The 26,127-nt window shown below is 32.8% G+C and carries 18 protein-coding genes and 1 riboswitch; of the genes, 4 read left to right on the top strand and 14 right to left on the bottom strand.

Features of this window, described 5'->3' with window-relative positions; translation table 11 throughout:
* Positions 1-8 precede the first annotated feature (8 nt).
* The 12 genes from purH to CUL_RS0106780 all read right to left on the bottom strand — a co-directional run bounded on the left by purH (position 9) and on the right by CUL_RS0106780 (position 20,609).
* Entirely contained in the window at positions 9-1,541 is a 1,533-nt protein-coding gene (gene purH, locus CUL_RS0106835; protein WP_025640895.1) for a bifunctional phosphoribosylaminoimidazolecarboxamide formyltransferase/IMP cyclohydrolase, read from the bottom strand.
* Between the two features lie 10 nt (positions 1,542-1,551).
* On the bottom strand, positions 1,552-2,169 hold the full coding sequence (gene purN, locus CUL_RS0106830) for a phosphoribosylglycinamide formyltransferase (protein WP_025640894.1): 618 nt from the start codon (positions 2,167-2,169) through the stop codon (positions 1,552-1,554).
* Complete coding sequence (purM, locus tag CUL_RS0106825) at positions 2,163-3,191, bottom strand: phosphoribosylformylglycinamidine cyclo-ligase (RefSeq protein WP_005585995.1); 1,029 nt, start codon at positions 3,189-3,191, stop codon at positions 2,163-2,165. Before purM ends, purN begins: the two co-directional genes overlap by 7 nt.
* Positions 3,192-3,206: 15 nt before the next feature.
* The gene (gene purF / locus CUL_RS0106820) at positions 3,207-4,565 is read right to left on the bottom strand and encodes an amidophosphoribosyltransferase (RefSeq protein ID WP_025640893.1); all 1,359 of its coding nucleotides are present in this window, start codon (positions 4,563-4,565) and stop codon (positions 3,207-3,209) included.
* A 13-nt stretch (positions 4,566-4,578) separates the two neighbouring features.
* Complete coding sequence (gene purE, locus CUL_RS0106815; protein ID WP_025640892.1) at positions 4,579-5,061, bottom strand: 5-(carboxyamino)imidazole ribonucleotide mutase; 483 nt, start codon at positions 5,059-5,061, stop codon at positions 4,579-4,581.
* 56 nt (positions 5,062-5,117) lie between these two features.
* Positions 5,118-8,837, bottom strand: a complete 3,720-nt coding sequence (locus CUL_RS0106810) for a phosphoribosylformylglycinamidine synthase (RefSeq protein WP_025640891.1) — start codon at positions 8,835-8,837, stop codon at positions 5,118-5,120.
* A 141-nt stretch (positions 8,838-8,978) separates the two neighbouring features.
* Positions 8,979-9,080, bottom strand: a riboswitch (purine riboswitch).
* 114 nt (positions 9,081-9,194) lie between these two features.
* Complete coding sequence (locus tag CUL_RS0106805; protein ID WP_005585992.1) at positions 9,195-10,631, bottom strand: radical SAM protein; 1,437 nt, start codon at positions 10,629-10,631, stop codon at positions 9,195-9,197.
* A gap of 35 nt (positions 10,632-10,666) precedes the next feature.
* Entirely contained in the window at positions 10,667-12,280 is a 1,614-nt protein-coding gene (locus tag CUL_RS0106800) for an NERD domain-containing protein (RefSeq protein WP_025640890.1), read from the bottom strand.
* Between the two features lie 3 nt (positions 12,281-12,283).
* A complete protein-coding gene (locus CUL_RS0106795) occupies positions 12,284-14,182 on the bottom strand; it encodes an MrfA Zn-binding domain-containing protein (protein ID WP_025640889.1) in 1,899 nt (632 codons plus the stop codon).
* A 4-nt stretch (positions 14,183-14,186) separates the two neighbouring features.
* A complete protein-coding gene (locus CUL_RS0106790; protein ID WP_025640888.1) occupies positions 14,187-17,633 on the bottom strand; it encodes a helicase-related protein in 3,447 nt (1,148 codons plus the stop codon).
* Complete coding sequence (locus CUL_RS0106785; protein ID WP_005584050.1) at positions 17,626-19,632, bottom strand: DEAD/DEAH box helicase; 2,007 nt, start codon at positions 19,630-19,632, stop codon at positions 17,626-17,628. Before CUL_RS0106785 ends, CUL_RS0106790 begins: the two co-directional genes overlap by 8 nt.
* 215 nt (positions 19,633-19,847) lie before the next feature.
* Positions 19,848-20,609 (bottom strand): S-methyl-5'-thioinosine phosphorylase, encoded by a 762-nt coding sequence (locus CUL_RS0106780; protein ID WP_005584051.1) that lies wholly within the window; start codon positions 20,607-20,609, stop codon positions 19,848-19,850.
* Positions 20,610-20,794: 185 nt separating this feature from the next.
* Here CUL_RS0106780 and CUL_RS0106775 point away from each other — a divergent pair, with 185 nt between their 5' ends.
* Positions 20,795-21,709: a DUF2935 domain-containing protein gene (locus tag CUL_RS0106775; RefSeq protein WP_005584052.1), complete on the top strand. Its 915-nt coding sequence runs from the start codon at positions 20,795-20,797 to the stop codon at positions 21,707-21,709.
* 35 nt (positions 21,710-21,744) lie between these two features.
* Positions 21,745-22,659: a DUF2935 domain-containing protein gene (locus CUL_RS0106770; RefSeq protein ID WP_025640887.1), complete on the top strand. Its 915-nt coding sequence runs from the start codon at positions 21,745-21,747 to the stop codon at positions 22,657-22,659.
* A 133-nt stretch (positions 22,660-22,792) separates the two neighbouring features.
* Here CUL_RS0106770 and CUL_RS0106765 read toward each other — a convergent pair whose 3' ends face one another.
* Positions 22,793-23,410, bottom strand: coding sequence for a DUF5052 family protein (locus CUL_RS0106765; protein WP_005584054.1), 618 nt, complete (start codon positions 23,408-23,410; stop codon positions 22,793-22,795).
* 221 nt (positions 23,411-23,631) lie between these two features.
* Here CUL_RS0106765 and CUL_RS0106760 point away from each other — a divergent pair, with 221 nt between their 5' ends.
* Both CUL_RS0106760 and CUL_RS0106755 read left to right on the top strand, forming a co-directional pair.
* Complete coding sequence (locus CUL_RS0106760) at positions 23,632-23,985, top strand: hypothetical protein (protein ID WP_005584055.1); 354 nt, start codon at positions 23,632-23,634, stop codon at positions 23,983-23,985.
* Positions 23,986-24,429: 444 nt separating this feature from the next.
* On the top strand, positions 24,430-24,801 hold the full coding sequence (locus CUL_RS0106755; RefSeq protein ID WP_005584875.1) for a DsrE family protein: 372 nt from the start codon (positions 24,430-24,432) through the stop codon (positions 24,799-24,801).
* 194 nt (positions 24,802-24,995) lie between these two features.
* On the opposite strand, the gene CUL_RS0106750 is transcribed toward CUL_RS0106755, so the two are convergent.
* On the bottom strand, positions 24,996-26,015 hold the full coding sequence (locus CUL_RS0106750) for a pirin family protein (RefSeq protein WP_005584876.1): 1,020 nt from the start codon (positions 26,013-26,015) through the stop codon (positions 24,996-24,998).
* Positions 26,016-26,127 lie beyond the last annotated feature (112 nt).

Here is a 26,127-nt window from a genome sequence, read left to right as displayed (position 1 = left end):
AACCCTCCTTAATGTTTAAAATGTCTCATACCTGTAAATACCATAGCTATACCATTTCTATTTGCTTCCTCTATAGATTCCTTATCTCTTAAAGAACCTCCAGGTTGAATTATGGCTGTTACTCCGGCTTTGGCTAAAGCTTCTACAGAGTCTTTAAAAGGGAAAAATCCATCGGAAGCCAATACGGAGCCTTTTACCTTTTCTCCAGCCCTTTCAATGGCAGCCTTTACTGCCCATACTCGGTTTACCTCTCCCATGCCAATACCTATGGTACCTTTATCCTTTACCAATAATACCCCGTTAGATTTAACCCCTTTTACTGCCTTCCATCCAAAGAGTAAATCTTCCATTTCAGCTTCAGTAGGCTTCCTATCGGTAACTACTTTTAATTCCTCCCCTAAAAATCTTATATCCCTTTCCTGGATTAGTATTCCTCCAAGGACTTTTTTTATATCCAGGAAAGGATATTCTTTCCTCATTATGTTGGGAATTTGAAGAATCCTTATATTCTTTTTAGAGGTAAGGATTTCTAAAGCCTTTTCAGAATAGGAGGGTGCCATGACTATCTCAATGAATATATCATTAATCCTCTTTGCCACTTCCTCATCTATTTCCCTATTGGCTCCTATTATTCCACCAAATATAGATATTTTATCGGATTCATAGGCCTTATTATAGGCTTCTAATAAATTTTCTCCACTGCCTATACCACAGGGATTAGCGTGTTTTACCGCCACTACTGTAGGTTCATCAAATTCCTTCAAAATCTCTAAAGTTCCGTTTCCATCATTAATATTGTTAAAAGATAGTTCCTTTCCGTGGAGTTGGATAGCGCCTGCAATAGTCCCCTCTAAATCATTTATTTCCCTATAAAAAGCTGCCTTTTGATGAGGGTTTTCTCCGTATCTTAAACTATCTTTATCCTTAAAAGATAAGGTTATGAACTCTGGAAACTCTATAGAGTCTAAACTGTTAAAATATTTGGCAATCAAGGAATCATAATAGGCAGTATATTGGAATACCTTCCTAGCTAATGCCCTTCTCAATTCCATAGAAGTATCCCCTTCTGATTTCAACTCCTCTAAAACTTTACTATAATCGGAAGGATCTATGACAACTGTTACGTATTTATAGTTTTTTGCTGCAGCCCTAATCATGGATGGACCACCAATATCTATATTTTCCATAATCTCATCATGGCCTACCCCTTCTTTTTTTACCGTCTCTTCAAAGGGATATAGATTGTTTACAACCATATCTATGGAATGTATATTTAAATTCTCCAAAGTTTTTATATGTTCTTCATCCTCTCTCTTATATAATAACCCTCCATGAATATTAGGATGGAGAGTCTTTACTCTTCCATCTAATATTTCAGGAAATTTTGTAATCTCTTCTATATCAATAATATCAATACCCGCTTCCTTTAAAACCTTACTAGTTCCTCCAGTAGAGATTATTTCCCAACCTAATGCAATAAGTTCTTTAGAAAACTCAATAACCCCTTTTTTATCATAAACGCTTATCAATGCCCTTTTCATTTAATCACCTCTATTTGATCCTTACTTTTTTTCCTTCAATAACTAGTCTACCTTCACAATAAAGCCTTATAGCCTTAGGCAATAGTTCGTGCTCCACCTTTAACACCCTTTCCTTCAAGGTTTCTACCGTGTCATCCTCTGCTACCTTCACTGAACTTTGAAGGATAATAGGGCCTGTATCCGTTCCCTCATCTACAAAATGGACTGTTACTCCTGTAATCTTTACTCCTCTATCTAACACCATTTGATGGACCTTGTCTCCATAACAGCCTTTCCCGCAAAAACTAGGTATTAATGATGGGTGAATATTTATTATTCGCCCCCTATACTCTTCGATGAATTCTTGGGTCAATATATTTAAAAACCCGGCTAGAACTACTAATTCTATTTTTCTTCTTTTTAATTCATCTAAAATCCTTCTATTATATTCTTCTACGGAGTTAAATTCTTTCCTATTAATATATAAGGTTTCAATTCCTGCCTTTTCTGCCCTTATTAGGCCATAGGCATCTTTCTTATTAGATATTACTATCTGGATTTTCCCTTTAATTTCTCCTCTATTTATATTATCAATAATAGCCTGAAGATTGGTTCCACTGCCAGATATTAATACCCCTATATTTACCATAGTGAAACCTTCTCCTCTCCCCTTTGGATCTCTCCTAATTGGATAAATTCTTCACCCATTTCTTTTAATTGACTAGTTATCTCCCCTATTTCATTCTTATCAACTATTAAAACCATTCCTATTCCCATATTAAAGGTTGAATACATCTCTTTTTCACTTATATCTCCCCATTTAGCCAATAGATTGAATATTTCTGGAGTATTTATCTTAGAAACATCAATACCAGCCATTAGTCCATCGGGAATAATTCTAGGAATATTTTCATAGAATCCACCACCAGTTATATGGACTATACCTTTAATATTATATTTTTCTATTAAGGGTAATACCGCTTTAGTATATATTCTGGTAGGCTTCAATAGCTCTTCTCCTAAAGTAGATTTTAATTCAGGAATATATTTTTCTACACTGAATTTCATCTTTTCAAATACTATCTTCCGAACAAGGGAATAGCCGTTGCTATGGATGCCAGTAGATGGAAGACCTAAAATAATATCTCCTTCTTCTACCTTTGATCCATCGATTATATTCTTTCTATCCACTATCCCTACACAGAATCCTGCTAAATCATATTCATCTTCTTTGTAAAAACCAGGCATTTCAGCCGTTTCTCCACCTATTAAAGCTGCCTCACCTTTAATGCAACCGTTGGCAATACCTTCTACTATGGATGCCATCTTTTCTGGAATTAACTTCCCTGTAGCAATATAATCTAAGAAGAATAAAGGCTTTGCTCCTTGGCATAATATATCGTTAACACACATGGCTACACAATCTTCCCCAATGGTATTGTGTTTGTCCATCATAAAGGCTATTTTCAACTTAGTTCCAACCCCATCGGTACCAGATACTAAGACTGGTTCTTTATAGGATTTAGTATTTAATTGGAACAGGCCTGCAAATCCTCCAATATCTGATAATACTCCTTCCCTATAGGTCTTCTTTATGGTATCTTTTATTAATTGGACTTGCTTATAACCAGCTTCCTTATCTACTCCTGCCTCCTTATAGGTAAGCTTCATGTTCTTTTCTCCTCTCTATAATAAATCTTTGTTCACTGGGTACTGGCCGCTAAAACAACCAGTACAATAGTTGTTTTCTCCACCTACTGCTTCCAACAACCCTTCTAAAGATAGATAACATAGGGAATCAGCACCAATTACATCCTTTATTTCATCGACAGTTTTTTTTCCTGCTATTAGGCTCTCCTTTTTTGGAGTATGCATCCCTAAATTGCAAGGATATTTTACTGGAGGAGCAGCAATCCTTACATGGACTTCTTTAGCTCCTGCACCTTTCAACATTCCTACTATCCTCTTCATAGTGGTTCCTCGAACTATGGAATCATCTACAAGTATTACCCTTCTTCCTTCTACATTTTCTTTTAAAACATTCAATTTAATCCTAATTCCTTGTTCCCTTAATTCTTGAGTAGGCTGTATAAAGGTTCTTCCCACATATCTATTTTTAATAAGTCCTTCATCGTAGGGAATCCTAGATTCTTCTGCATATCCAATGGCTGCCACCGTTCCAGAGTCTGGAGCTGATATAACTATATCTCCCTCTGCTGGACATTCCTTAGCCAAATTACGCCCTGCTTCCCGTCTTAAAAGGTATATACTTTTCCCATCTAATTTACTATCCGGCCTGGCTAAATAGATTATTTCAAATAGGCAAATATTCTTATCTTCTGCTTCCTTAGTCCTTACAGATTTAATATCCCCATCGATTATAACTACCATTTCTCCTGGTTCTACATCCCTTACAAATTCTGCACCTATAGTATCTAGAGCACAGGTTTCAGAGGATAATATATAGTCCTTACCAAATTTCCCGATACATAATGGCTTTAACCCATAAGGGTCCCTAACTCCAATTAATCTATCATTGGTCATGGTCACTAATGCATAGGAACCTTTAATATCCTTTACTGCTTTTATTATAGCCTGCTCTATATCCTCCCTATGGTACCTGGCAATTAAATTAGCTATTACTTCTGTATCAATAGAGGATTGGAATATTACCCCATTGTCTTCCATATTTTCCCTCAATTCCATATAATTTACTAGACTTCCATCATAGGCCAGGGCTAATGCGCCTTGTTTATATCCTACAACCAGCGGTTCTGCATTGGCAGTAGTAGTCTCCACTGGACTTCCAGACCTGATATGACCAATTCCTATATTCCCTCTTAATCTATTTAATACTTCTTTATCTAATACTTCATGGGCCAATCCTAAGCCCTTATGATAATCTATATATCCATTATTGTTGATAGCTATACCTGCACTAACTTGGCCTCTATGTTGAAGGGCATATAATCCATAATAGATTATCTTGGATATATCCCTTTTTTCTTTACTGTATATTCCAAAAACTCCACACAAATCCTTCACCCTTTCGGTTTGACTAAATCTCCTTCACTTTCCTATCCATATCCCTAACTTCTTCTGCCATTTCCAATTTATATTTTTTAAATTTTTCCCTTAATTCCGGATATTTTACCGATAAAATTTGTACCGCCAAAAGACCTGCATTTTCTGCTCCATTTATAGCTACAGTTGCTACTGGAACCCCTTTAGGCATTTGGACTACAGACAATAGAGAGTCTAATCCATCCATAGTGGATGATTTTATAGGCAGCCCAATAACTGGAAGGGGAGTTATACCAGCTATTACACCAGCTAAATGGGCCGCCTTACCAGCTGCAGCAATTATTACCTCTATCCCTCTTTCCTCTGCTGTTTTTGCATATTCAGCAGCTTCAAAAGGAGTCCTATGAGCAGAAATTACTCTTAATTCTATATCAACACCAAATTTCTGAAGAATTTTAACAGATTTTTCCACTATATCTTTATCGGAAATACTTCCCATAACAATACCGACTTTCATGATAGACGCCCTCCTTTTTAAAATTCACAATTCTATCTTGGTTAATGGGAATCCCATTAACCAAAATAGCTAATTCCTGCTTTAAATAACTTTTCCTCTTCCATTCTTTCTATGTTTTTATACAAGCCTTTGCCAATTCTATCTGAATTTGCAACTCTACCTAAAATTCTTCCATCAGGGCTTGTTAGGCCTTCTATTCCGTATAGGGACCCAGTTGGGTTCTCATCTAGGTATTGGGTTGCTATTTGACCTTTCTCTATAAGATCTTCAATAGTTTTTTCCTTTCCAACAACTCTACCTTCTTTAGTAGATAGAGGCAATACTTGAGTATCTCCTACCTTTCTATTGTTAAACCAAGGAGATAAACTAGACACAATCTTTACCTGAACCATTGTTGATACATGATGTCCAGAAGTATTGTAGGTTATATTGATTGAATCTTCATCTAAATCCTTCACCTTGCCATAAGGTATAAGACCGGATTTAATCAATCCTTGGAACCCGTTCCCAATTCCTAATATAAGGCCATCTTTATTTCTTAACAATTCCATTAAAGCTTCTTCTATATAGGAGTTTTTCAATATATTGGCTAATAATTTTCCTCCTCCATCTGGTTCATCCCCTAGAATTGCTCCATCTGGAAATCCGACTATTTGAGATTTTTTTATCCTTTTAGCCATTTCTTTAAAAGAATAACCTATAGCTTTACTATCTAAAGTTCTAAAAACAAAGGTGTCAACTATGGCACCTGCTCTTTCAAAGGATTTTCCCATATCGTATTCTCCAAAGGTTCCTGTAAATACTGGAATAAATACCCTTGGTTTTGCTACTTTTATATTAGATTTTTTAGCCCTATCCTCAGTATACTGAATCCCTTTAGGTTTATAGGTAGAATCTACATGTATAGGGAATACATCTTGTAATGGCTTAGTCCATTCTTCTATTAATAGTTCTAAATCTAATTTTATTTTAGAGATTTCTATACATTCTTCCTTTACAGTAGTTCCTAGTAATTCATATTCTATACCTTCTAATAACTTTTCTGGACTTTCCTCCATTTCTACTATTAGGGAACCGTATAAGGGTAAGAACAATTCCTTTTCATCATAGTTTTTTACGAATTTAAATCCTATTTTATTTCCAAAGGCCATCTCCGATATACTTCTAGCAATTCCTCCAGACTTTACTGTAGAAGCGGCCAATATCTTTCCATCATCTATTAATTCTTTAATCCTAATATAGTTATTTTTCAATTGATCAAAATCCACCATACCCTTGTCATCTATCTTTAAAGGAATGAATACTACATTATTGCCTACCCCTTTAAACTCTGGTGAAATTATGTTTTTTACCTTATCGGCAGTTACAGCAAAGCTGATTATAGTCGGGGGTACATCTATGTCTTCAAAGGTACCAGACATGCTATCCTTACCGCCAATACTTGGAATATCTAATTCCTTCTCCACCATAAAAGCTCCTAATAGGGCAACAAAGGGTTTACCCCATTTTTTCTCTTCCCCATTTAATCTTTCAAAATACTCTTGGAAGGTTAATCTGGCCTTTCTAAAATCCCCTCCCATAGCTGTAATTTTAGCTAAGGACTCAATGACTGCGTATAATCCTCCATGGAAAGGGCTCCATTTTGAAAGATTTGCGTCGAATCCATAGGCCATTAAAGAACAAGTGTTGGTTTCACCTTCCAGCACAGGAATTTTGGCAGCCATCCCCTCGGTAGTGGTCAATTTATATTTACCTCCCAAAGGCATAAGGACTGTTCCAGAACCTACACTATGGTCAAATTTTTCTATAAGGCCTTTTTGACTGGAGTGGTTCAAATAGGTTAAATTCTTTAACCAATTTTCTTTAATATCTTTTCCATCCAAATAGGAAGGTATGTCATGTAAATAACTAACTTCCTCAGGCCCTTCTACTCTTACTCTGGTCTTCTTCCTTATTCCATTTGTATCTAGAAATTCTCTGGATATATCTACTATAGGTTTACCTCGCCAATTCATTAATAATCTATTATCAGAAGTAACTGTGGCAACGACTGTAGCTTCTAAATCTTCCCCTTCTGCATATTCCATAAAGGATTCTAAATCTTCCTTTTCAATTACCACTGCCATCCTTTCCTGAGATTCAGAAAGGGCTATCTCCGTTCCATCTAGTCCAGGGTATTTAAGAGGTACTCTATCTAATTCTATTTCTAGGCCTGGAGCTAGCTCTCCAATGGCCACTGATACACCACCGGCACCAAAATCATTACATTTTTTAATCATTCTACTTAGATCTTTATTTCTAAAAAGTCTAAGGATTTTCCTCTCAAGAGGAGGATTCCCCTTTTGAACTTCCGCTCCACCAGTTTCCAAGGATTCTTCCGTATGCTTTCTAGAAGAACCTACTGCACCCCCTAATCCGTCTTTTCCCGTTCTACCACCTACCAATAACACTAAGTCGCCAGGTTCAGGTGATTTTCTTATTACATTTTCCCTAGGTGCTGCTGCTACCAAAGCCCCTACTTCCATCCTTTTGGCAATATACCCTTCATGGTATATTTCCCTAACGAAGCCTGCTGGCACGCCTATCTGGTTTCCATAGGAACTATAGCCTTCCATTGCCCATTGGGTAATCTTCCTTTGGGGCAATTTTCCTACTAATGTATCTTCAAAGCTTTGTCTTGGATCGCTGGCTCCTGTTATTCTCATAGCTTGGTATACATAAGCTCTACCGGAAAGGGGATCCCTTATACAACCTCCTAAACATGTAGAGGCTCCACCAAAAGGTTCTATCTCCGTAGGATGGTTATGGGTTTCGTTTTTAAACATTAGAAGCCATTTTTCTATCCTGCCTTCAATATCTACATCTATTTCTATACTGGCTGCATTAATCTCTTCTGATTCTTCCAAATCATCCAGCAATCCCTTTTTCTTTATCTCCTTCATATTTATTGTTGCTAAATCCATTAAAGACATTGGTTTTTCTTTGTCTTCATAAACATAATTTCTAGAACTTAAATATTCTTCAAAGGCCTTCTCGATTAAAGGCTTGTATTTACTTTCTTCAAATTCTACATCTTCTATTTCTGTCATGAAGGTAGTATGTCTGCAATGGTCAGACCAGTAGGTATCGATTACCTTTAATTCAGTTATAGTTGGATTCCTTCTTTCCACCTCTTTAAAATATTTCTGGGTGAATAATAGATCTTCCATATCTAATCCAAGCCCATACTTTTCTTTCATTAGAGGAATTTCTTCCTCTACCATATCTATAAATCCTTCAACTGATTCTGTTTTCTCTTCAGCTTCTTCGTATTTTTCATAATGGATAAAATCCATATCTATTTCTCTCATCTCTACAGAATTTATATAATAATCTTTAATCAGATCTAATTCTTCATCATTTACACCTTCAAGGACTATTACCTTTGAATGCTTAACCTTAATATCCTTTCTCCCTAACAGCATATAAATAGATTGGTTAGCTGAATCTTCCCTTTGGTTATATTGGCCTGGGACAAATTCAACTCTAAAAAATTTATCCTCAGGATTCAACGGAAGGGTTGTTTCATATAGATGATCTAGACTTTTTTCCCAAAGTATATTTTCAACTATCTTCTTATAAACTTCATCTTCCACATTAAAAATATCATAAACATTTAAGACCCTTATTTTTCTTAAGGATTTCACTTCCAAATAATCTTTAAAATCCCTATACAGATTACCTGCTTCTACATTAAACTCTTCTTTTTTTTCAACAAATATCCTTTTTACATTCATATAGAACCCTCCTTGAATAAATAAAGCCCAGTCAGGTAGGTCAAGCGAAACCTACCCGACTGGGCTTTTATCCCTTCGGTGTAATATTGTCCTAGACAACATCTGTACCGCTTGGTCCAGACAAGGACTTGCCTTCGGAACCCTAGGTACACTTTCGCCCATAGCTAAATGATTTACGGTCATTTCGTAGAAACTTCTCAACCATATTATGAGAATTATATGAGCTTTATATTCATTTTTATTTATCATTTCATTACAATTCCATATTACCAGTATGATTAATATAAGTCAAGAATTGTTTTTTGATTATTTTTGCTTCAAAATACGATTTCTTATGGATATCCCTATTTGGTTTAATCATCTTTTCTTCTTGGGAATGTAATGGATTAATAGTTCCTTCTCTTTTTTACTATATGAGTACAATTCAATATCTCTAAATTTATTTAAATTAATTATTTGTAAAACTTTAGATTTATCTTCTAAGCTTGTATATGCACTCCACCATTCATCTGTATTGCCTGAAATTTCGTTTTCTTCTCTATTTATTATATAATCCTCTGGCATTATCAATATCTTTTTAAACTCATTTTGATTCTTACCAAAGGCCCTTAAGAAAAAATTCTTTTTAGGTCCAACCACCCCACGAGTTGCTACTAATACACATTGGATAGCCCTAATATACTTAGGAGTCCAGTACTTACCAATATATTTCCTATCTTTTGAGTGGGGACCTTTTAAAGGGGAATACCTCATAGGGAATGAAAATATTTTTGCTCCCCTTGTTTCTTCATCTTTCTCAAATTCCTCATTGAGATCTACATTAATTCGTAATCTTTTATAAAAATCCCCTGGCTTATCTTTAAAGTTAAACAATACATAGTTTGATAAATCTTTTATACCATGTTTTACAGCTAGCCTCACGGCATCTGTATATATTTTCACATATCTATCATCAGCATGATCAAAGGCGATTCTTAAAGGTCTTATTGCTACCTTACTCAACAGGCTCATATTTTCATCATTTATCAATCTAGCATCTACTCCTTGATTGAAATCAACATATTTTCTCTTGCTTATTTTCCTTCCTTTTTTATTTATATAAGTAAATTTATTTTCTCCCTTTCTATATCCTAAATCAATAATCTCATCTATTATCTTATTAAATTCCTTTGATGCTAGAACATTGTTATCTAAAAACAATAGGTCCCTCTTTTCGCCGCTGGATTCCTTGATATTATCAACCTGATCTTTAATGGATATATAATCCTTATATACAGGTTCAAGTTCAGGTACAGCACAGAACTCACATCTATTTACACAGCCTCTTGTTGAATATACTATATAGGCATCATCTACAGGATATCTATAGGTTTGTGTTTCATTTGGCTCTATTATGCTATAATCTGGAGTTAAAGTATCAACAATTATATCATTATCCCCTAGTATTCCAGGCTTGTCTAATAGACCTCTAATGATATTTATTTCAGAAAGGCCCTCTTCTTCAATCATCTCATTATATAATATAGTAGCCATTATTCCGCCTACATATATATCTTCAGGTGATTTTACGCTATTCATATAATATTTAATAGTTTCCACAGTCTTTTTCCAGTAAAATGTAAATAGAGTTGAAATGTATATTCTATCCCATTTTTCTGCCCTTAAATCTGTATTCTTACCCTTATGGAATACTACTTCATCTCCCAAGGTTTTGTGATATGTTGAGATTTTCATAAGCCCTAAGGGTGGATACTTATTTCTATAATCCGGTTCTATTAAAAGTACTTTTGCCATATAATCACCTATGTCTAATTATTTTGACTTAATTTCTATTTGTTTTTTAGTTTGATTTCATAAAGATAGAACCTAGCTCTTGTATATGCAACATACAATTTTTCTTCGGTTTTCTCTTTATGATTTAAGTATATTATAACATCCGATTCCAAACCTTTAAATTCATCTATGGTTCTGAATCTTATTTCGTTTGACATAACAGGATCTCCGTGCTGGTTGAATTCCCAATTACCAAGGGTATTATGCCCTAACAATATAGATTCTCCAATAGGTAGATCTGATAGAACGGTAATATTCTTATTGCTTACACCTTCTTTATGGATAAGCGTATTCATTATACTTTCCAATTTATTTCTTGCAGATTGCCTATTTTTCAACTCTATTGATTCAGGATAGGCACCTTCTATAGTATTGGGTATAACATCTCTTCCTAAGCCTGTCTCCTCAGTTGCAAAATTGTAGATATTAGAGGTATTTCTCAAGTTTTCTATCAAAGTAAAAGGTGGTATTTTTATATCAAATCTATTTTCGAAATCTCTATTGAATATATTCTGATACTCATCAAAAAATACATAAAGGTCTGATTCTACCTGATCCTCAAGAAAAAACCTTGTACAGTAAGCCCATTCAGCAGTAAAGTCCTGCCCCTCATCGACAATAATAGAATCATATTTTTTGAGATTTTTAGCCTTTTCTATGTAATTTTCTACACCAGTCAATTCTTTATGCCCTTTTATCTTATCATAATCTTCTGGTCTTATATTCCTCATAATAAGCTCTTTAAAAGTTAGACAGTCCGCATTTGGAGTTTCTAAGAAATATGCCTTAACCCATTTCATCAAATGGAAGCTAGAACAGAGAAAGAGTACTCTTTTCCCATTTTCTGCATCCAACTTAGCTTTTTTGATTCCAATCCAAGTCTTTCCTGTACCAGCACCACCTGTAATATATACTTGATTGAAATTACTTAAAAAATATATATAATTATCTTGAACTCTATTAATTTGATTCAACTGCTTATGTCTATATTCAATGAGAGCCCCTGCTGCTGCAGATAATGACACCCTCTTATGTATTAAATTTACAAATTTCTTTTGCTGATCCTTAGAAAAGGCGATGAAATTGTGATTTGCTCCTTTCCAGTAGTTAAATATCTCTCTTATTCTATGTTCTAAATTTGACATATCCCTATAATCTAAAGTAAGTATTTTAGGAGTTCCAATACCTAAATTATGATTAATATTATAATTTGGAAAAGCAACTGCAAAGCCATAGACCCCCTTGTAGAAAAACCCATATTGTTCTTCATAATATTCCTTAAAATACCTCATACTTTCTTCCGCTTGCAAATATGGGCTCCTATCCAATTTTCGATATTCATTGTCTCCTAGTATTAATTTCCATTGATCTCCATCTTTTTCAATTCCTAGTCCCCCCTTAACTTCAACGGATATATAACCTAAAGTAGGGTCTAAAATTAGAAAATCGCATTCACTATCCTTCCGTATTCCATCTTTTTCCGAGAACCAGCGAATAGAATAGAAGGCTCGGTAGCTATCTGGAAGGAATTCCTTCAAAATATTGAAAAACTTTTTTTCTGACTCTGTAGCATTATAATCATCTATTGAGCTAGGATACATTATAGCCATAAATTAATCCTCCCAAAACCCGTATAAATTATTTTTGATAGCGGGATCATTATATCCAATTAAATATCTTCTATTAAGATCCTTATTAAAATGTTTACATGAAACCTCATTAATATAAAGGCATCCCAAACATGCACCATCCCTATGGATACAAACTGGGTCAAAAATACATTTATACATGCTCTCATAAGCTTCATTAAGCCATTTATCGAGTACTGAAGTATAAGCTGAAAACAATGAGCCAAGTACTCTACCTTGGTTGTTTTGACAGTATATGAAAAAAGCAGGTACTGCAGGAAATAGGTACTCACCTAAGGAATTCTTATCCAAACCAGTAAATTCCTCTGAAACCTTTATCAATGCATGGCTAATACTATGTAACAACTTATATATACAGGATGTATATTTATGTTTGTAACTGTCTATATTTGAAAAGGTATTAATTGCACTCAAATTTATATTATTTAAAAACCATAATTTCAATTCATTATCGTCTTTCATATCTGGTGCTATATCTTCATCAAGCATTTTATTCTTTATCAACCAATTGATTATCTCTTTTCTATCAAGTTCAAATAGAATACCCTCCGTATTCAACTTAATTCCGTATATATTTTTAACTCCAGCAGATTCTTCCTTTAATGCCCTCAAAGTAAGCTTTTCACCTGGCAAATTTTCGGGGTCTGATTCCATTCTCGTATATCCATAGACACAGTTAACCATTGGTATATTACCCCTTGCTTCAATTCTTTTAAATCCAAATCTATCAAATAAGCTTAAATATTCGTCAGGAGAAAATATAGTATTTTGGTCTAAAGCGCTCTCTATACCTTCATCGATTGTAATCTTTACATTACTATTCAATATAGTCTTATACTCAGCTAATGAAATGGATAGTTTTTTGCGGTTATAGTCATCTAAATGGTCTCCTGTTAACAAGGGCTTTATCATATTTACTGCATCATTATATATAGCATTAGGACTGCTTTTTTGAGCAGCATTTTTTGCTATATCTTTAGCCTGTTCCTCAGAAAGACCATTCTTAATAAGTTCATTAAATAAATTCTTATATATAATGGAGTAATCGTCATCCACTCTACTTGAGTTCTTCACTATTCTTTCGTATTCTTTATCATCAATTTTATTTAACCAATTGGCTATGGCTATATATGCTGAATCATCTTTTTCAATTAGGAAGCTTTCTTCTTCATTATTTAGAAGTTCAATAACAGTAAAATTAAAAGGGATAAATATATTCCCAGAATTAATATTTCTTGGCGTCAAACGATTTTTGCATTCAGGACAATATCTAATCATTTCAATTTTGCTTCCATCCTTACTGCATATAAACCTAAATTCCTTTCCAGGTCTATATTTTAAATATTTAATACCATGATTTTTTTGTGAACATCGATTCGGATATATAGGTCCTGCCCATCCACAGGTACAAGCATATACCAAACCAATTTGTTTAAGCTCTCCACCACAACCTTTATCTTTGCAATATTTATTCTTTGGATCGCTGAGAAAATCTGAACTACTATAAAAGATAGTTACCTTATAGCATTTATTACATACAAAGGTAAGGGGACTAATCTTCGAAACTATATCCGGTTTATCAGGGTCGTTAAAGAATTTGGGAGTTAGTATGCTGTACTCAGAAACATCAATATTTCCAAACCCTTGAGTTTTTCCACCTCTAACTATAAACTGTTTAACTTCATTTGAAACTTCTGAGAGTATTCTCTTCTTGTTTATATTTTCTAAATTGACACTGATCCAATAGTTTACTTGCATATTGTATGATGATCTAGAATCTCTATCATAAAAATCTCCCCAGGAATCAGGAAGATATCTATATAATGCTTGATAGGCACTTCTTGGCATAGACATAATTGTCATAAAATCACCTCAATCCAATATTCACGCTCTTGTCGGTATATCTCAGACTGGTCATGGGAGCATTTAACCTAGGATCTAGCATTGGCAAGCCTGTATTATTGCCTAGATAATAATATCCGTCCCCGTAGTATTTGTCTTTAATATTTTTAAATATTTTATCAATACTATCATCTATGAACTTGCTATAGTTCAAACTTAAGTTGCTACTTCCACCATTATTTAACTGGCATCCATAAGCTTCCTTCACATGATTTATTAATTCGTCCTTCTTTATAATTTCCCCTTCAATTAATTTCTTCAATATCTTCATATTATACAAATTGCCATATTCATACTGGTACTTCAAGTCATAACTGTCCATCAATATTGCAGCTACTACTCCTGACAAGGTCTTTTCAACTGCTTTCGATGCCCATCTATTAATAGGCACTGGTTCTACTAATATATCCTTATATTTATGGAATTTATCAAAATATTTCAAATAGGAAACGTCCCTTTCTCTAGTAGGTCGTATTATATCGATTACTATTCCAGGATACTTTCTTCCTACTCTCGAATATGCCTGTATATATTCTGCAGTATTGTTAGGCATACCAAAGAACATCATAGTATTAAACCTATTTGCATCCACACCATGAGAGATCATGCTGGTTGCTGCTATAAGGTTAACTCCTTCAAGTACATTATCATTGTTCTCAACTTGAGAAAGTATCTGCCTTACAGTTTGGAAGGTTTCATCACCTGTCATCTTTTGAATCTCAAATTTCTTATAGCCTTCTTCTAAAAGCTGAGGGCTTATTATATTGTCTAATGCATTGATTACTTTATTACCGTCTATCTTAACATTGTTATACTCCAAAAAGATCCAATAATCCTTAAGTATTTCATAGGCTTCATCATCACTGTTTATTTGTATACCCGGTATTGATTTAAGCTTGTCAATGTTCTTATAATACTCTTCTACAGCTTGTCTTAAATATTTGAGGGAGTATACTACGGAATTGATTATAGCCCTTCCAAAAGGTGCATAAGAAATAATAATCCTATTGATATCCTTATCATCAGTATAGGAGTAAAAATCCTCTCCAATATATGGAGACTTGGCTGGAAATCTGATTGGTTGTTTATTATATAAATTCAATATATGCTTTTCATAACTGGATATCGTAGCCGTTGCACCAATTGTCTTGAGTTTCTTCTTGTTGGATATTAAATTGCTAATTAAATATTGCATAAGGGTTTCATAATGTGAATTAAAGGTTCCCAATGATTCCCTTATTAAATGTACCTCATCCTGTATTAAAAGAGTTGGTGCCGGATCAAATAAAGACACCTCTTTAAATTCTCGTACATCTTTCTCACAAAGTTGGTTCTCAGTACATCTAGTTTTACTTGTATATCCATGGGCAGGACATTGATGTTGAACTTCTCCAAGTATATTTCTAAAGTTAGATTGAAATCCCATAGATGCAATTTTATCTATGGTACTTACTATAACAGAAGGAAGATAGCGGTATATTTCCCGGTCTACAATATGTATTGGCAATTCTCCTCCGGATGGACAGTTATTATTTCTACATACATGCTTCAATTTAATACTGCCTATATCCAATACAATATCAACGGTTTTCTGTTTGCAAAACGGACATACATCTACTATTCTCAACTCATCATTTAATTGCCCTTGAGTTTTGTTAGAAAAATTGAATATCTTTTCCTCATTTAATTCATTAGGAGTATTATTGTCTCCTACATAATATCCTAAGGAAAAACTATCTCCAGGATAATCCTCTTTATTATTCCTTCTAATTATTTCTGCTGCTGCTAGTACGTTGGCTATCCGATTAATCTGTTGGACTGATAATAACCTTAATGGATATTTTACTAAACTGCTTACCCCAAAACTTTTTCCTCTAATCCTATCAAAGAATAGTGTAAATACTATACACCCAAGAAACGCTTCAGTCTTTCCTCCACCAGTTGGAAAATATAACAGATCTACCATATCTATAAAGGATTTTTCAATATCATCTTCACCATAATGGCTCAATATAATATCAGGGACCAATGAAACTATGAATACTATCTGAAATAGACGCCAGCTATCATGGCTTGTTGACGACATTTTAAAGGCTTTGTTCATATTGATAAAAGCCTTTCTCACCATTTCCCTATTCTCTATCTGCTCTATGCCATATTTAAATCTATCAATTTCAAATCTAAAACCTTTTATTTCATCTTGAAAATCCTTTTGAGCTTTTCCCAACATACTTTTATCTTCAATTAGATTATCCTTCTTTTTTTCGTACTCCTTTTTCCATTTTTCTATTTCCTTTTCCATTTCAGCAGAAATATTTTCAAGTGTTTTTACTGGATCACTAATAAGGTCTTGAAACTTAACAGATAAACCATCTTTAGTCTTTAATCGTTTTTGATAGAATTTAGGTATATTAGTAGTCTTCAACACATTGTTTTTATTATCAAACTCCAAACTACAATTATGCCCTATTCCCTTTACCGTTTTATCGTATTTATAATCATCTAAAAAGTAATCCAACTTTATATCATCAAATTTAGCATTTATAAGTTTTACATCAAATCCAGCATTGAAAAGAATTGAATCATGGGAAAGGTTCTTTTTAAAAGTATTTATCTCATTCTTCAAAGTAGTATTTGAAAGACCAACACTTACTCTAAATAGACTATCCTTCACCAACTTAACTCCAACTGATAAATTTAGTTCAAAATTAGGCCTAGGTACATGATGGGAACTGTATTGGATCAGAAAATTATCATATTTATGCTCATCAATTAGCTGCTCTACTTTTATATCCTCCTGTATTGCTTTATATATATCAGCCTGGCTTATGATTTCATCAATTTTTCTATCCAAGTATCCCGATATCTGATCCTTAAAACTGTACATTCCCATATCTTTATTTGGATTTAACATATCCTTCAAATGGATTTCTAAAATTATAGAATCATCTAGGGACAATTTTTCAAACACATTCAATATTGGACACCTATTTAAATTTAAAATATCCCTGTTATTTTTGTTGTCCTCAAAAAAGCTTATTATTTCAGCCATACTATCAAATTTTCTTCCAGTGGATTTCCTATTCATCTCCTTTATAAAATACTTTCTCTGTTCCTCAAAAGTTGGCATTACCCGGTAATAAAAATCTCCTCTTATTTTGATCTTTAATTTTGAATTCTCAATCTCATCTTTGGTTATAAAAAAATCCATGGACATCTGATTTACACTTACGTCTGAGTTTATATTCCTGTTGTTTCTAACATCATCAATAGTAGATAGCTTACCTACAAAATATGTATCATCAGGATATTGTCCTACTAGCCTGTCTATGTTCCTTCCTGTTATCCTATCAATAAAATCCTCTAATATCCTTTCAGCAAAAATCATTCTGTTTTTATAATCTTTATTCAATATTACCAACCCCCATAACAGATTCTAAAATAATCTTTGAATATAGAGATTCGTCTTCATCCTCTTCAAGGAAAATAGTCAGATGATCCTTTGCTCTAGTACAAGCAGTATATACCTTATTAATACTATCTATAAATTCCTGTTCAATTTCCTGATTATCATCTTCTCTATTCCTCATTACATTAATATCTTTAGAATTATAATATTTCCCTAATGGTAAAAGCCCTGCTAAAATAACAGCATCAAAATCCAATCCCAAAGATGATTCTATAGTGGATAATGCTACACCTTTATTGTTTCCGTAATAAGCAGGTAATTGGCCATCCCGTCCAGAAACCAGAGTATAGTAATCAATAAAATTTTCATTGAGCTTATTTTCTAACCAGCTCATAAAGTAATATCTTAATGGAGCATACTTCCTATAAGGGAAAAGTACAGCTATTCTGTTTAAAGGTACATTTTTCTTCTCATTTAAGTCGCTTATCTCATCTACTATACAATCTGTTAATTTAAATCTATTTGTCATAACAGCCTTAGGTGGAAAACCCTTCCTGAAAGCCTTGCCAAGAAGATAGGTATCTTCTTCATTTTCAAGCTCTATATTAAATTCCTTAATATAGGATTTGGCTACTTCTATAAAATTTTTCATCATATCATTAATTCCAATGGAATTTCTATAATTCTTTTCTATTCTTAAACTTCTACCAGTATATTTAGGCAGGTTAGCATTCTCTGGTCTTTGCCAAGGTGCTTTGCCCTTCTTAATATTCCTATTGATATTTTGAGATATATCACCGCAAATTGTAAAAAAATAATTATCCTTTTGATGATTTTCGAGTAAATTATAGCAAAACTCATACCATTCAGGTTTAAATATCTGTATCTCGTCAAGAAATATACCATAATATCTTCTTTTAATTTTCCCTGCTTTCAATGCTTCCTTTGCTTTCTCAAAATTTTCATCATGTTTATAATTACTATATGATATACGTGCTTCATGGAGCAGTATTTGTAACAATTTATGAAAAGTCATGGATTCAACATTTCTTTGCCTATAACCACCAAGGCTTATCTTCCAATTATAATAACTTGCCAAATTTCTATTAAAACAAGTGATTAAAAACCTTTTGTCAGGATGTATGCTAGCTGCTTTAAAAGCTTTAGATATTAGAATTACACTTTTTCCACTTCCAGCACAAGCTAATATTAACTGATTACCCTTTCTCATATTATTAATGATATTTATCTGTTCATCATCCAATCTATGTACTTTAACATTGAAATCATTTTCATTGACCATGTAGATATCTTCATTTTTAGTATTTGTAATAGTATAAAAAAATCTACTGTTTTCCAGTTCTTCCTCGCTGACAATAGGTATTGTATATTCTGGACAGATCATCTGTAATATGTAGTTAATATCCTCATTTGTAAACTCATCCCAGTCTTTCCAATAGGGATGGTCTATATTCGAATACATGGACTCTATTAAATCATTCATCTGGTTAAATCCCTTAGCCAATCTAAATAGCAAATTGTCCTCTGTGGGCTTACTGTCTTTAAATATGCAAAAATTCATAATAAAATCCTTATCCTTATCTGAAAGTCCGTTCACCATAGTATCTTTATAACGTAATTGAGAAAGGAATATCTTATATGTAAAAGGAAATTTAAGATAATACCCATTTTCCCCTTTAACTTTTAATTTCTTATGTTGGGTTAACCTATTGTACAATTTTTGCATATTCTCTTTGACCCTTATCTCTAAACTTGAACGAATAGAAATAAAAATATGTATATCCGCTATTTCTATTGGCTCTACAAAAACCACACCTTCATTAGATATGAATACGTGAAGGTTGTTTATTCCTGTAGGAGAAGTCTTTAGAAAAAAATATGAGTTATCATCATCCCCATATTTGGATTCAAGAGTCTCAATTAATTGTCTTTCACTTTTACCTAAATTCAATTTATCATATCTAGACGGTAATATATTCATAATTTCACCTTTTAATTATTGATATTTCATTTTTTCATTTAGAATGGAAAATATTCTAAATTTTCATATCCATTTAATATTATTTCGACATACTTATATAAACTCCTTCATAAAAAGTGAAATATTCCTGTGCAATATTCTTGTCTAATAAGTTAAATTCTAGAATATATTTACTTAAACGGTAATGTATACCCTATTGTAAGAATCCCTTTAGGTTATAATTCAATAATGCTATTTTTACATGTACATTTGTTTTTATTTAGTTCTCCTTTAAATATTTCAATAAATGCTTTTGTTACTTTTTCTTTGCTTTTATCTAATTCCTTTTGAATATCATGTAAGGTTATTTCTCCTTTCATACCGGTACACCAATTGGAAATTATTCCAACCGTTGCATAACATATGCCCAGTTCTTTAGCAAGTACTACCTCGGGTACATTGGTCATTCCTACTACATCTCCACCTAAATGTTTAAACATATTGATTTCACTAGCAGTTTCAAACCTAGGCCCTTCAGTGCAAACGTAGACTGCTTCTCCTTTTGTTTCTATGCCTTGGTTTTTAGCCATAAAATAAAATTTTTCCCTTAAGTTTTTACAATAAGGATCACTCATATCTACATGTTTTACCTTTTCCTCTCCCCCTTCAAAAAAAGTAACTGGCCTTGCCTTGGTAAAATCTAGAAAGTCTTTTATTATTACCACATCTCCTGGAAAATACTTTTCATTACAAGAACCTACTGCCGCAGTAGCATAGATATATTGTACTCCTATCTCCTTTAAAGCCATCATATTTGCTCTATAATTTATCCTATGGGGAGGAGTAGTATGATCCTTTCCATGCCTAGATAAAAATGCTATTTCCTCTCCTCCAATATTTATAATATCTAATTCTACTTTTCCATATTTTGTTTCAACTAATCTATTATGGCTTTCGCCAATATCATATATCCCAGTACCACCAATTATCGCCTTCAATTTTCTTACCTCCTCTAATAAATTTGCTTTTTATTTTATGTTACCATCTCTAAAGATTTCTGTCGATAGTCTTTCCATTAAGTTATGCCTAAGCTTAAGGAGTTAATTAAATATTATTTTGTAATAAACCTTTCTATTATCAAATAGAATTTACTAGTTAGGTATATTTATAAAGGAGGAATTTTATGTTATCGAGGAAAGAGTTTATTCAGATGTCACTAGAGCTAAATTTATTTTTTGGTCGGATTATGAAGGAACATATGATCCTAATGGAAGCTAGCCTTTCGGTAAAAAATAGTAATTACATTCTAGAGGCAGATAGTATTAAAAAATCTTTTGAAGATATACTGAGAGAGGTAATTGCCTTATCCGATAAATCCATAAGCCAAGAAGCAATAGAGTCCAATGAATTTGTCACACCTTTCACATTAGATGCAGAAACCATAACGGAATCCCTTACTGGAGTCTGTATAGACAAAGATATAACTACTTCTGAGCTAGAATTGGTTTCTGATCCAGATTTTAGTTATACTGCTAGTTTAGAAGGATATGTTTTTGATTTAAACAACAGAATAATAAATTTAGTAATAGAAATTATTAAATTCAAAGAAAAAGTATTGGCTCAATTTTTAGAGTGCAATCTATTCATCTTCATATACCCCCACATGCTAGAGCATCTTAATAGGGAAGCTAAATTCTATTTAAAAACTTTATTAGACCTTCAAGAACGAAGGTTAGTAAAAAAAGATATCCTAGAAAAGGAAATATTCTGGGATCATATAATGGAAGACCATGCAGAATTTATAAGAGGATTTTTGGACCCTACAGAAGAAGAACTATTACATAAAGCCAATGACTTTGCAGAGCTATTTGAAAAACTATTAGAAAAGACTAAAGAGACTTCGGAAGAAGAAATATGTGAAATTACTAAGGAAAATTTAAAAGCTACTAAGGAAATTAAAGAATTTAAAACTGCCAGCACAAAAGGGCTAATAGCATGTGAAATCAAATCCATAATGAGCCCTCTATTAGCAGATCATGTATTGAGGGAAGCCAATAGGTATATTCGGATATTGAAGGAATATTTAAAAGAATGCTAAATTCATTTAATTTGGCATAAAAAAGGAGGGATTTTATGCTATCGAGGAGAGATTATATTAAAACTTCTTTAGAATTAAACTTGTTTTTTGGTAGGATAATGAAAGAGCATATGATTTTTATGGAAGTAGGATTGTTAATTATAGATAGTTCCCTTATTTTAGAAGGTGATCAGCTTAAAAGGTCTTTTGAAGAAATCTTATTAGAAACCATTGCCCTATCAAAAGGTGCCATAAATCAAGAAGTATTAGAATCAGAGGAATTAGTAACCCCACTTACTCTTAATTCTGAAACAATTACTCAAGATAATACAGGTATATGCATAAATAAGGAAATAACCTTAGAAGAACTTGAATTAGAATCAAACCCATACTTTGACTTTACATCTGAACTAGAAAGACGGATTGATAATATCAATAAAAGGGCTATCAATTTGGTTATAGAGGTTATTAAATTTAAAGAAAAAGTCCTAGCAAAATTACTAGAATGTAAGATGTTTGCAAATCTATATCAACTACTTATAGATCATATATTAAGGGAAGCTAAGTTTTATTTAATGGCACTGGAAAATATTCAAAAGCAAACAAAGCCCATTACTGACATATTAGAACAAGAAATATTTTGGGATACAATTATGAAAGAACATGCCTTTTTTATTAGAGGCCTATTAGACCCAACGGAAGTGGACTTGTTTAATACTGCCAATGATTTTAGCCAAAGATTTGATGAGCTTATAGAAAGGACTGAAGAAGCCAACAAAGAAGATATTCCTAAGATTACAAAAGAGGCCATAAAATTAACCACCGAAATTCGGGATTTTAAGGTTACTGGCACAGAAGGTTTAATAGATTGTCAAATAAAAGCTATGGCTTATCCATTATTAGGAGACCATATACTAAGGGAGGCTAATCGATATATTCGGTTGTTAAAAAGCTACTTAAAAGGGCATTAGATTAAATAAGTTCTCGCTTTGGTGCCTGCACCATAGTGAGAACTTTCTATCATTTTCATCACACTTTTCATCCATGATTAATGCCTCTACTTTATTACAGTAGATATTAAGGTTGGTACTGGAGATGAATATTTTACATCATTTTCGTATCTAAGATTATATAATTAGCCCTATGAATATACAAAGATTTCCCATCTATATTAAGCCTTGTCATCTTAGGTAAATCATCGGGAACCGTTACATAGACATTTTTCCCTTGATAAACAGCTATAGGAATCCCCATTTGACTAGAAATAATTATGGTTTTTTCTTTCCCAATTTTATTTTTTATATCATTAATAAATCTATCTAAGGGAACAAATCCTCCACCTTTACTTACAGTAATATCCTCAGGGACTTCAAAATCCTCTACCATATCCAATCCATCTTCTGCAAAAATAACTGTATTTCCTACTTGAAACATCTGCTTTCCATTTACAGTTATCTCCAATACACCAGATTGATATCCTGTAGATGACGAATCAATATTAGCTTCATTTTCTAAAACCCCTACTGTTACTTTGTTTCCTTCCACTTCTAAAGTTTTATTTGCATAGTGATCAAAAGCCGAAATTGTAAAATGTATACCTACTAATTCACCTTTCATAGTTTTTAACTTGTCCCTGATTTGAGCACAACCAGATAGATTAAAAATAAGTAAGCTTGTCATAAGTATTATTGCTATTTTTGATTTTTTGCTAAATTTTTTCATTTCTTTTTCTCCTTTTTTAGATTTCTTAACGATATATATTATATCATAAATAATTATAATGAAAAAAGAGCTAAAATCACCATTGTAATATATTGAAGTCATAGAGGTAATTTATGTTGCAGTAAATCAGTATGTTAGAACCAGGTATGATATGTACTTATTTTCGAAATTGTTATATAATTAACATAAAGTTTGTTTATACAAAAAAGGGGGTGCTAGATATGACTAGTAGTGCAAAGTCAAAATACAAAGTTTTGCTTGTAGCATACAAGGATATTGACCAAAAGACCAAAAATATTATCACAAAATATTCGGTATGCAATATTAAAAATAAAGATGTTTTTTTAGGACAAACTAATTATCAAGGCTCGGGAAGAAACTTTAATTTAAACGATAGGGTAAGCATTTACATTGGATGGTTTAAAGATCAAATCATAGAAAAGTTGGACCAAGGTTATACTTTGGATATAGTAGAGATCCATAAATCCTATGGAAACACAAGAGAAGAGTTGCTAAAGGTTCTAGACATTGAATACGGGGACAATATTTTAGTATTAGACATACAAGAAATATAATAATTAAATATTTTGATAGACTAAGGCATTGTTAAATACAATGCCTTAGTCTATTTTATTTGCAAATCGTTTAGTTATACTCTAACAGTGGAAATACCATATCTAGATTATCCTTCTTACCTTCAGGTACTATAGCACATATATACAAGGAATATTACCATCATTACTGTATTCTTCTTTATCATAAATATCTTTCCTTTTAAAATTTTTAATATAAATTATTTGTAATAAAGGATATCGATTTTATTCTTTCTTTTCTATACTTGGATGGTCCTTAGCTACTCATTGTAGTTTTTCTGATAATCAACATTGGCTAAGCAATGAATTCACAATGGTTTCCAATCCGTTTTCAAACTTTATTTTATCTAAAGACATTTTATATTTTGATTAACAATACCCCTAATGGGTATATTAAAAGTATAAAAACAAGGAGGTTTAAATATAATGGATAATATTGATTTACTAATTACCTTAACACAACACGAAAGAGATGCAAATAATGTTACCATAGCTTTTACAATGGGACTAAAAGCAGCCCAGAAAGGTCATGCTGTAGAATTATTACTTCTATCTGACGGGGTGCATTTAGCCACTAAAGGCTATGCAAATAAGATAGATATAGGGGAACCTTTTGAACCAATTTCCAAACTACTACCTGCATTTTTAGATGCTGGTGGGAAACTAAAAGTTTGTTCAGCATGTATGATCCATAATGGTGTAGATGAAAATACTTTAGTAGAAGGTGCAGAAATTATTGATGCAGATTATGTTGTTTATGCTGTTTTAGAAGCTAAAAAGTCCTTACAATTGAATTAGTATTTGATACCAAAGAATCATAATATACAAAACAAACCTGGTAAAAGCTATTTTTTGCTTTTACCAGGTTTGTCGCTTCTACTTCCACTTATCTTTATAATAATTTATTTATATCTATCTCCAAAATACCTTATTTCCCCATTTCTAGGGAAGCTATTATTCTCCTATTATTAGAAGAATAGTAGTCTAATCTACTATCTATTTTCTACCATGCCATCAGAATATTTTGCAAACCTGATCTTTTCCTTAATATGAACAGGGTCCTCTCTATCCCAAGGCCATCCCCCAAACTGGGTATCCCAATAATCTGCATAAGCTTGTTTTATTTCCTCCATAGTATTCATAACAAAGGGACCATAGGCTACTACTGTTTCTTCTGTAGGTTCTCCTTCTAATAATAGCATATGGCTTTCCCTATCTCCATTTATTAATTCAATATTTTCATTACCTTTAAGCTTAAATCTATTGTCTACCCCAACATCATTTCCATTAATTTTCAACGTATCTCCATTATAATAATAGAGATTTCTAGTAATTGTACTATTAACCTTAGGAATCTTAAATCTGGCATTAGGTTTCATGGTTATTATCCATATGTTTACTTTGTTGTTTTCATCATTTGCCCAAGATGAAGGTGCTGGTTCTAAAGCATTATGTTCCTTATATTTCCCAGCAATAAGCCTTATGGTACTTATTTTTCCATTATCATCAACATCCTCTATAACAGGTATATCTTCAGCCCATAGCATTTTATAATAAGGATCAACAAACTTATCCTTCTTAGGTAGATTTAGCCATACTTGAAATAGATGTAGTGGATTTTCTTTGTCCTGATTCACTAACGGAAACATCTCTGCATGTTGAAGGCCACTTCCTGCAGTCATCCATTGCACATCCCCTTTGCCATACCTTCCTGCTGCACCATAGGAATCTGAATGGTCTACAAATCCATCTAATACTATAGTTATAGTTTCAAATCCCCTATGTGGGTGAACTGGAAATCCAGGTACCTTTTTACCATGATACATTCTAAACCCGTCTCGTATTTCAAAATCATTCCCAATATTTCTATTTTTTAAGCTTTCCTCATCCACACCAAGTTCTTCATTTCCCTTTGGATAATCATCCTTATGATGAGCACAAAATAAAAACGGATCTTCTACTCCCCATCTAAAGCCTAAGGGTTCAGTTTTCAAAATAATATTATCAGACATAGTAACCTCCCTTATAATTAGAAAATATTTATTAATATTCTTATACCCTAATTACTAGTGAATTTTCATTCACTAGTAATTCTCAAGAACATTATTCTTTTTAAACTACCCA

The sequence above is a fragment of the [Clostridium] ultunense DSM 10521 genome (assembly GCF_000511955.1).
Lineage (GTDB): Bacteria > Bacillota > Clostridia > Tissierellales > Tepidimicrobiaceae > Schnuerera > Schnuerera ultunensis.
This window is presented reverse-complemented; position numbering and strand designations above follow the sequence as displayed.

Excerpts from the sequence above, each read along its gene's own strand:
- purH (WP_025640895.1), bottom strand. The coding sequence starts at position 1,541 with ATGAAAAGGGCATTGATAAGCGTTTATGATAAAAAAGGGGTTATTGAG.
- purN (WP_025640894.1), bottom strand. The coding sequence starts at position 2,169 with ATGGTAAATATAGGGGTATTAATATCTGGCAGTGGAACCAATCTTCAG.
- purM (WP_005585995.1), bottom strand. The coding sequence starts at position 3,191 with ATGAAGCTTACCTATAAGGAGGCAGGAGTAGATAAGGAAGCTGGTTAT.
- purE (WP_025640892.1), bottom strand. The coding sequence starts at position 5,061 with ATGAAAGTCGGTATTGTTATGGGAAGTATTTCCGATAAAGATATAGTG.
- CUL_RS0106810 (WP_025640891.1), bottom strand. The coding sequence starts at position 8,837 with ATGAATGTAAAAAGGATATTTGTTGAAAAAAAAGAAGAGTTTAATGTA.
- CUL_RS0106805 (WP_005585992.1), bottom strand. The coding sequence starts at position 10,631 with ATGGCAAAAGTACTTTTAATAGAACCGGATTATAGAAATAAGTATCCA.
- CUL_RS0106800 (WP_025640890.1), bottom strand. The coding sequence starts at position 12,280 with ATGGCTATAATGTATCCTAGCTCAATAGATGATTATAATGCTACAGAG.
- CUL_RS0106795 (WP_025640889.1), bottom strand. The coding sequence starts at position 14,182 with ATGACAATTATGTCTATGCCAAGAAGTGCCTATCAAGCATTATATAGA.
- CUL_RS0106785 (WP_005584050.1), bottom strand. The coding sequence starts at position 19,632 with ATGAATATATTACCGTCTAGATATGATAAATTGAATTTAGGTAAAAGT.
- CUL_RS0106775 (WP_005584052.1), top strand. The coding sequence starts at position 20,795 with ATGTTATCGAGGAAAGAGTTTATTCAGATGTCACTAGAGCTAAATTTA.
- CUL_RS0106770 (WP_025640887.1), top strand. The coding sequence starts at position 21,745 with ATGCTATCGAGGAGAGATTATATTAAAACTTCTTTAGAATTAAACTTG.
- CUL_RS0106765 (WP_005584054.1), bottom strand. The coding sequence starts at position 23,410 with ATGAAAAAATTTAGCAAAAAATCAAAAATAGCAATAATACTTATGACA.
- CUL_RS0106760 (WP_005584055.1), top strand. The coding sequence starts at position 23,632 with ATGACTAGTAGTGCAAAGTCAAAATACAAAGTTTTGCTTGTAGCATAC.
- CUL_RS0106755 (WP_005584875.1), top strand. The coding sequence starts at position 24,430 with ATGGATAATATTGATTTACTAATTACCTTAACACAACACGAAAGAGAT.
- CUL_RS0106750 (WP_005584876.1), bottom strand. The coding sequence starts at position 26,015 with ATGTCTGATAATATTATTTTGAAAACTGAACCCTTAGGCTTTAGATGG.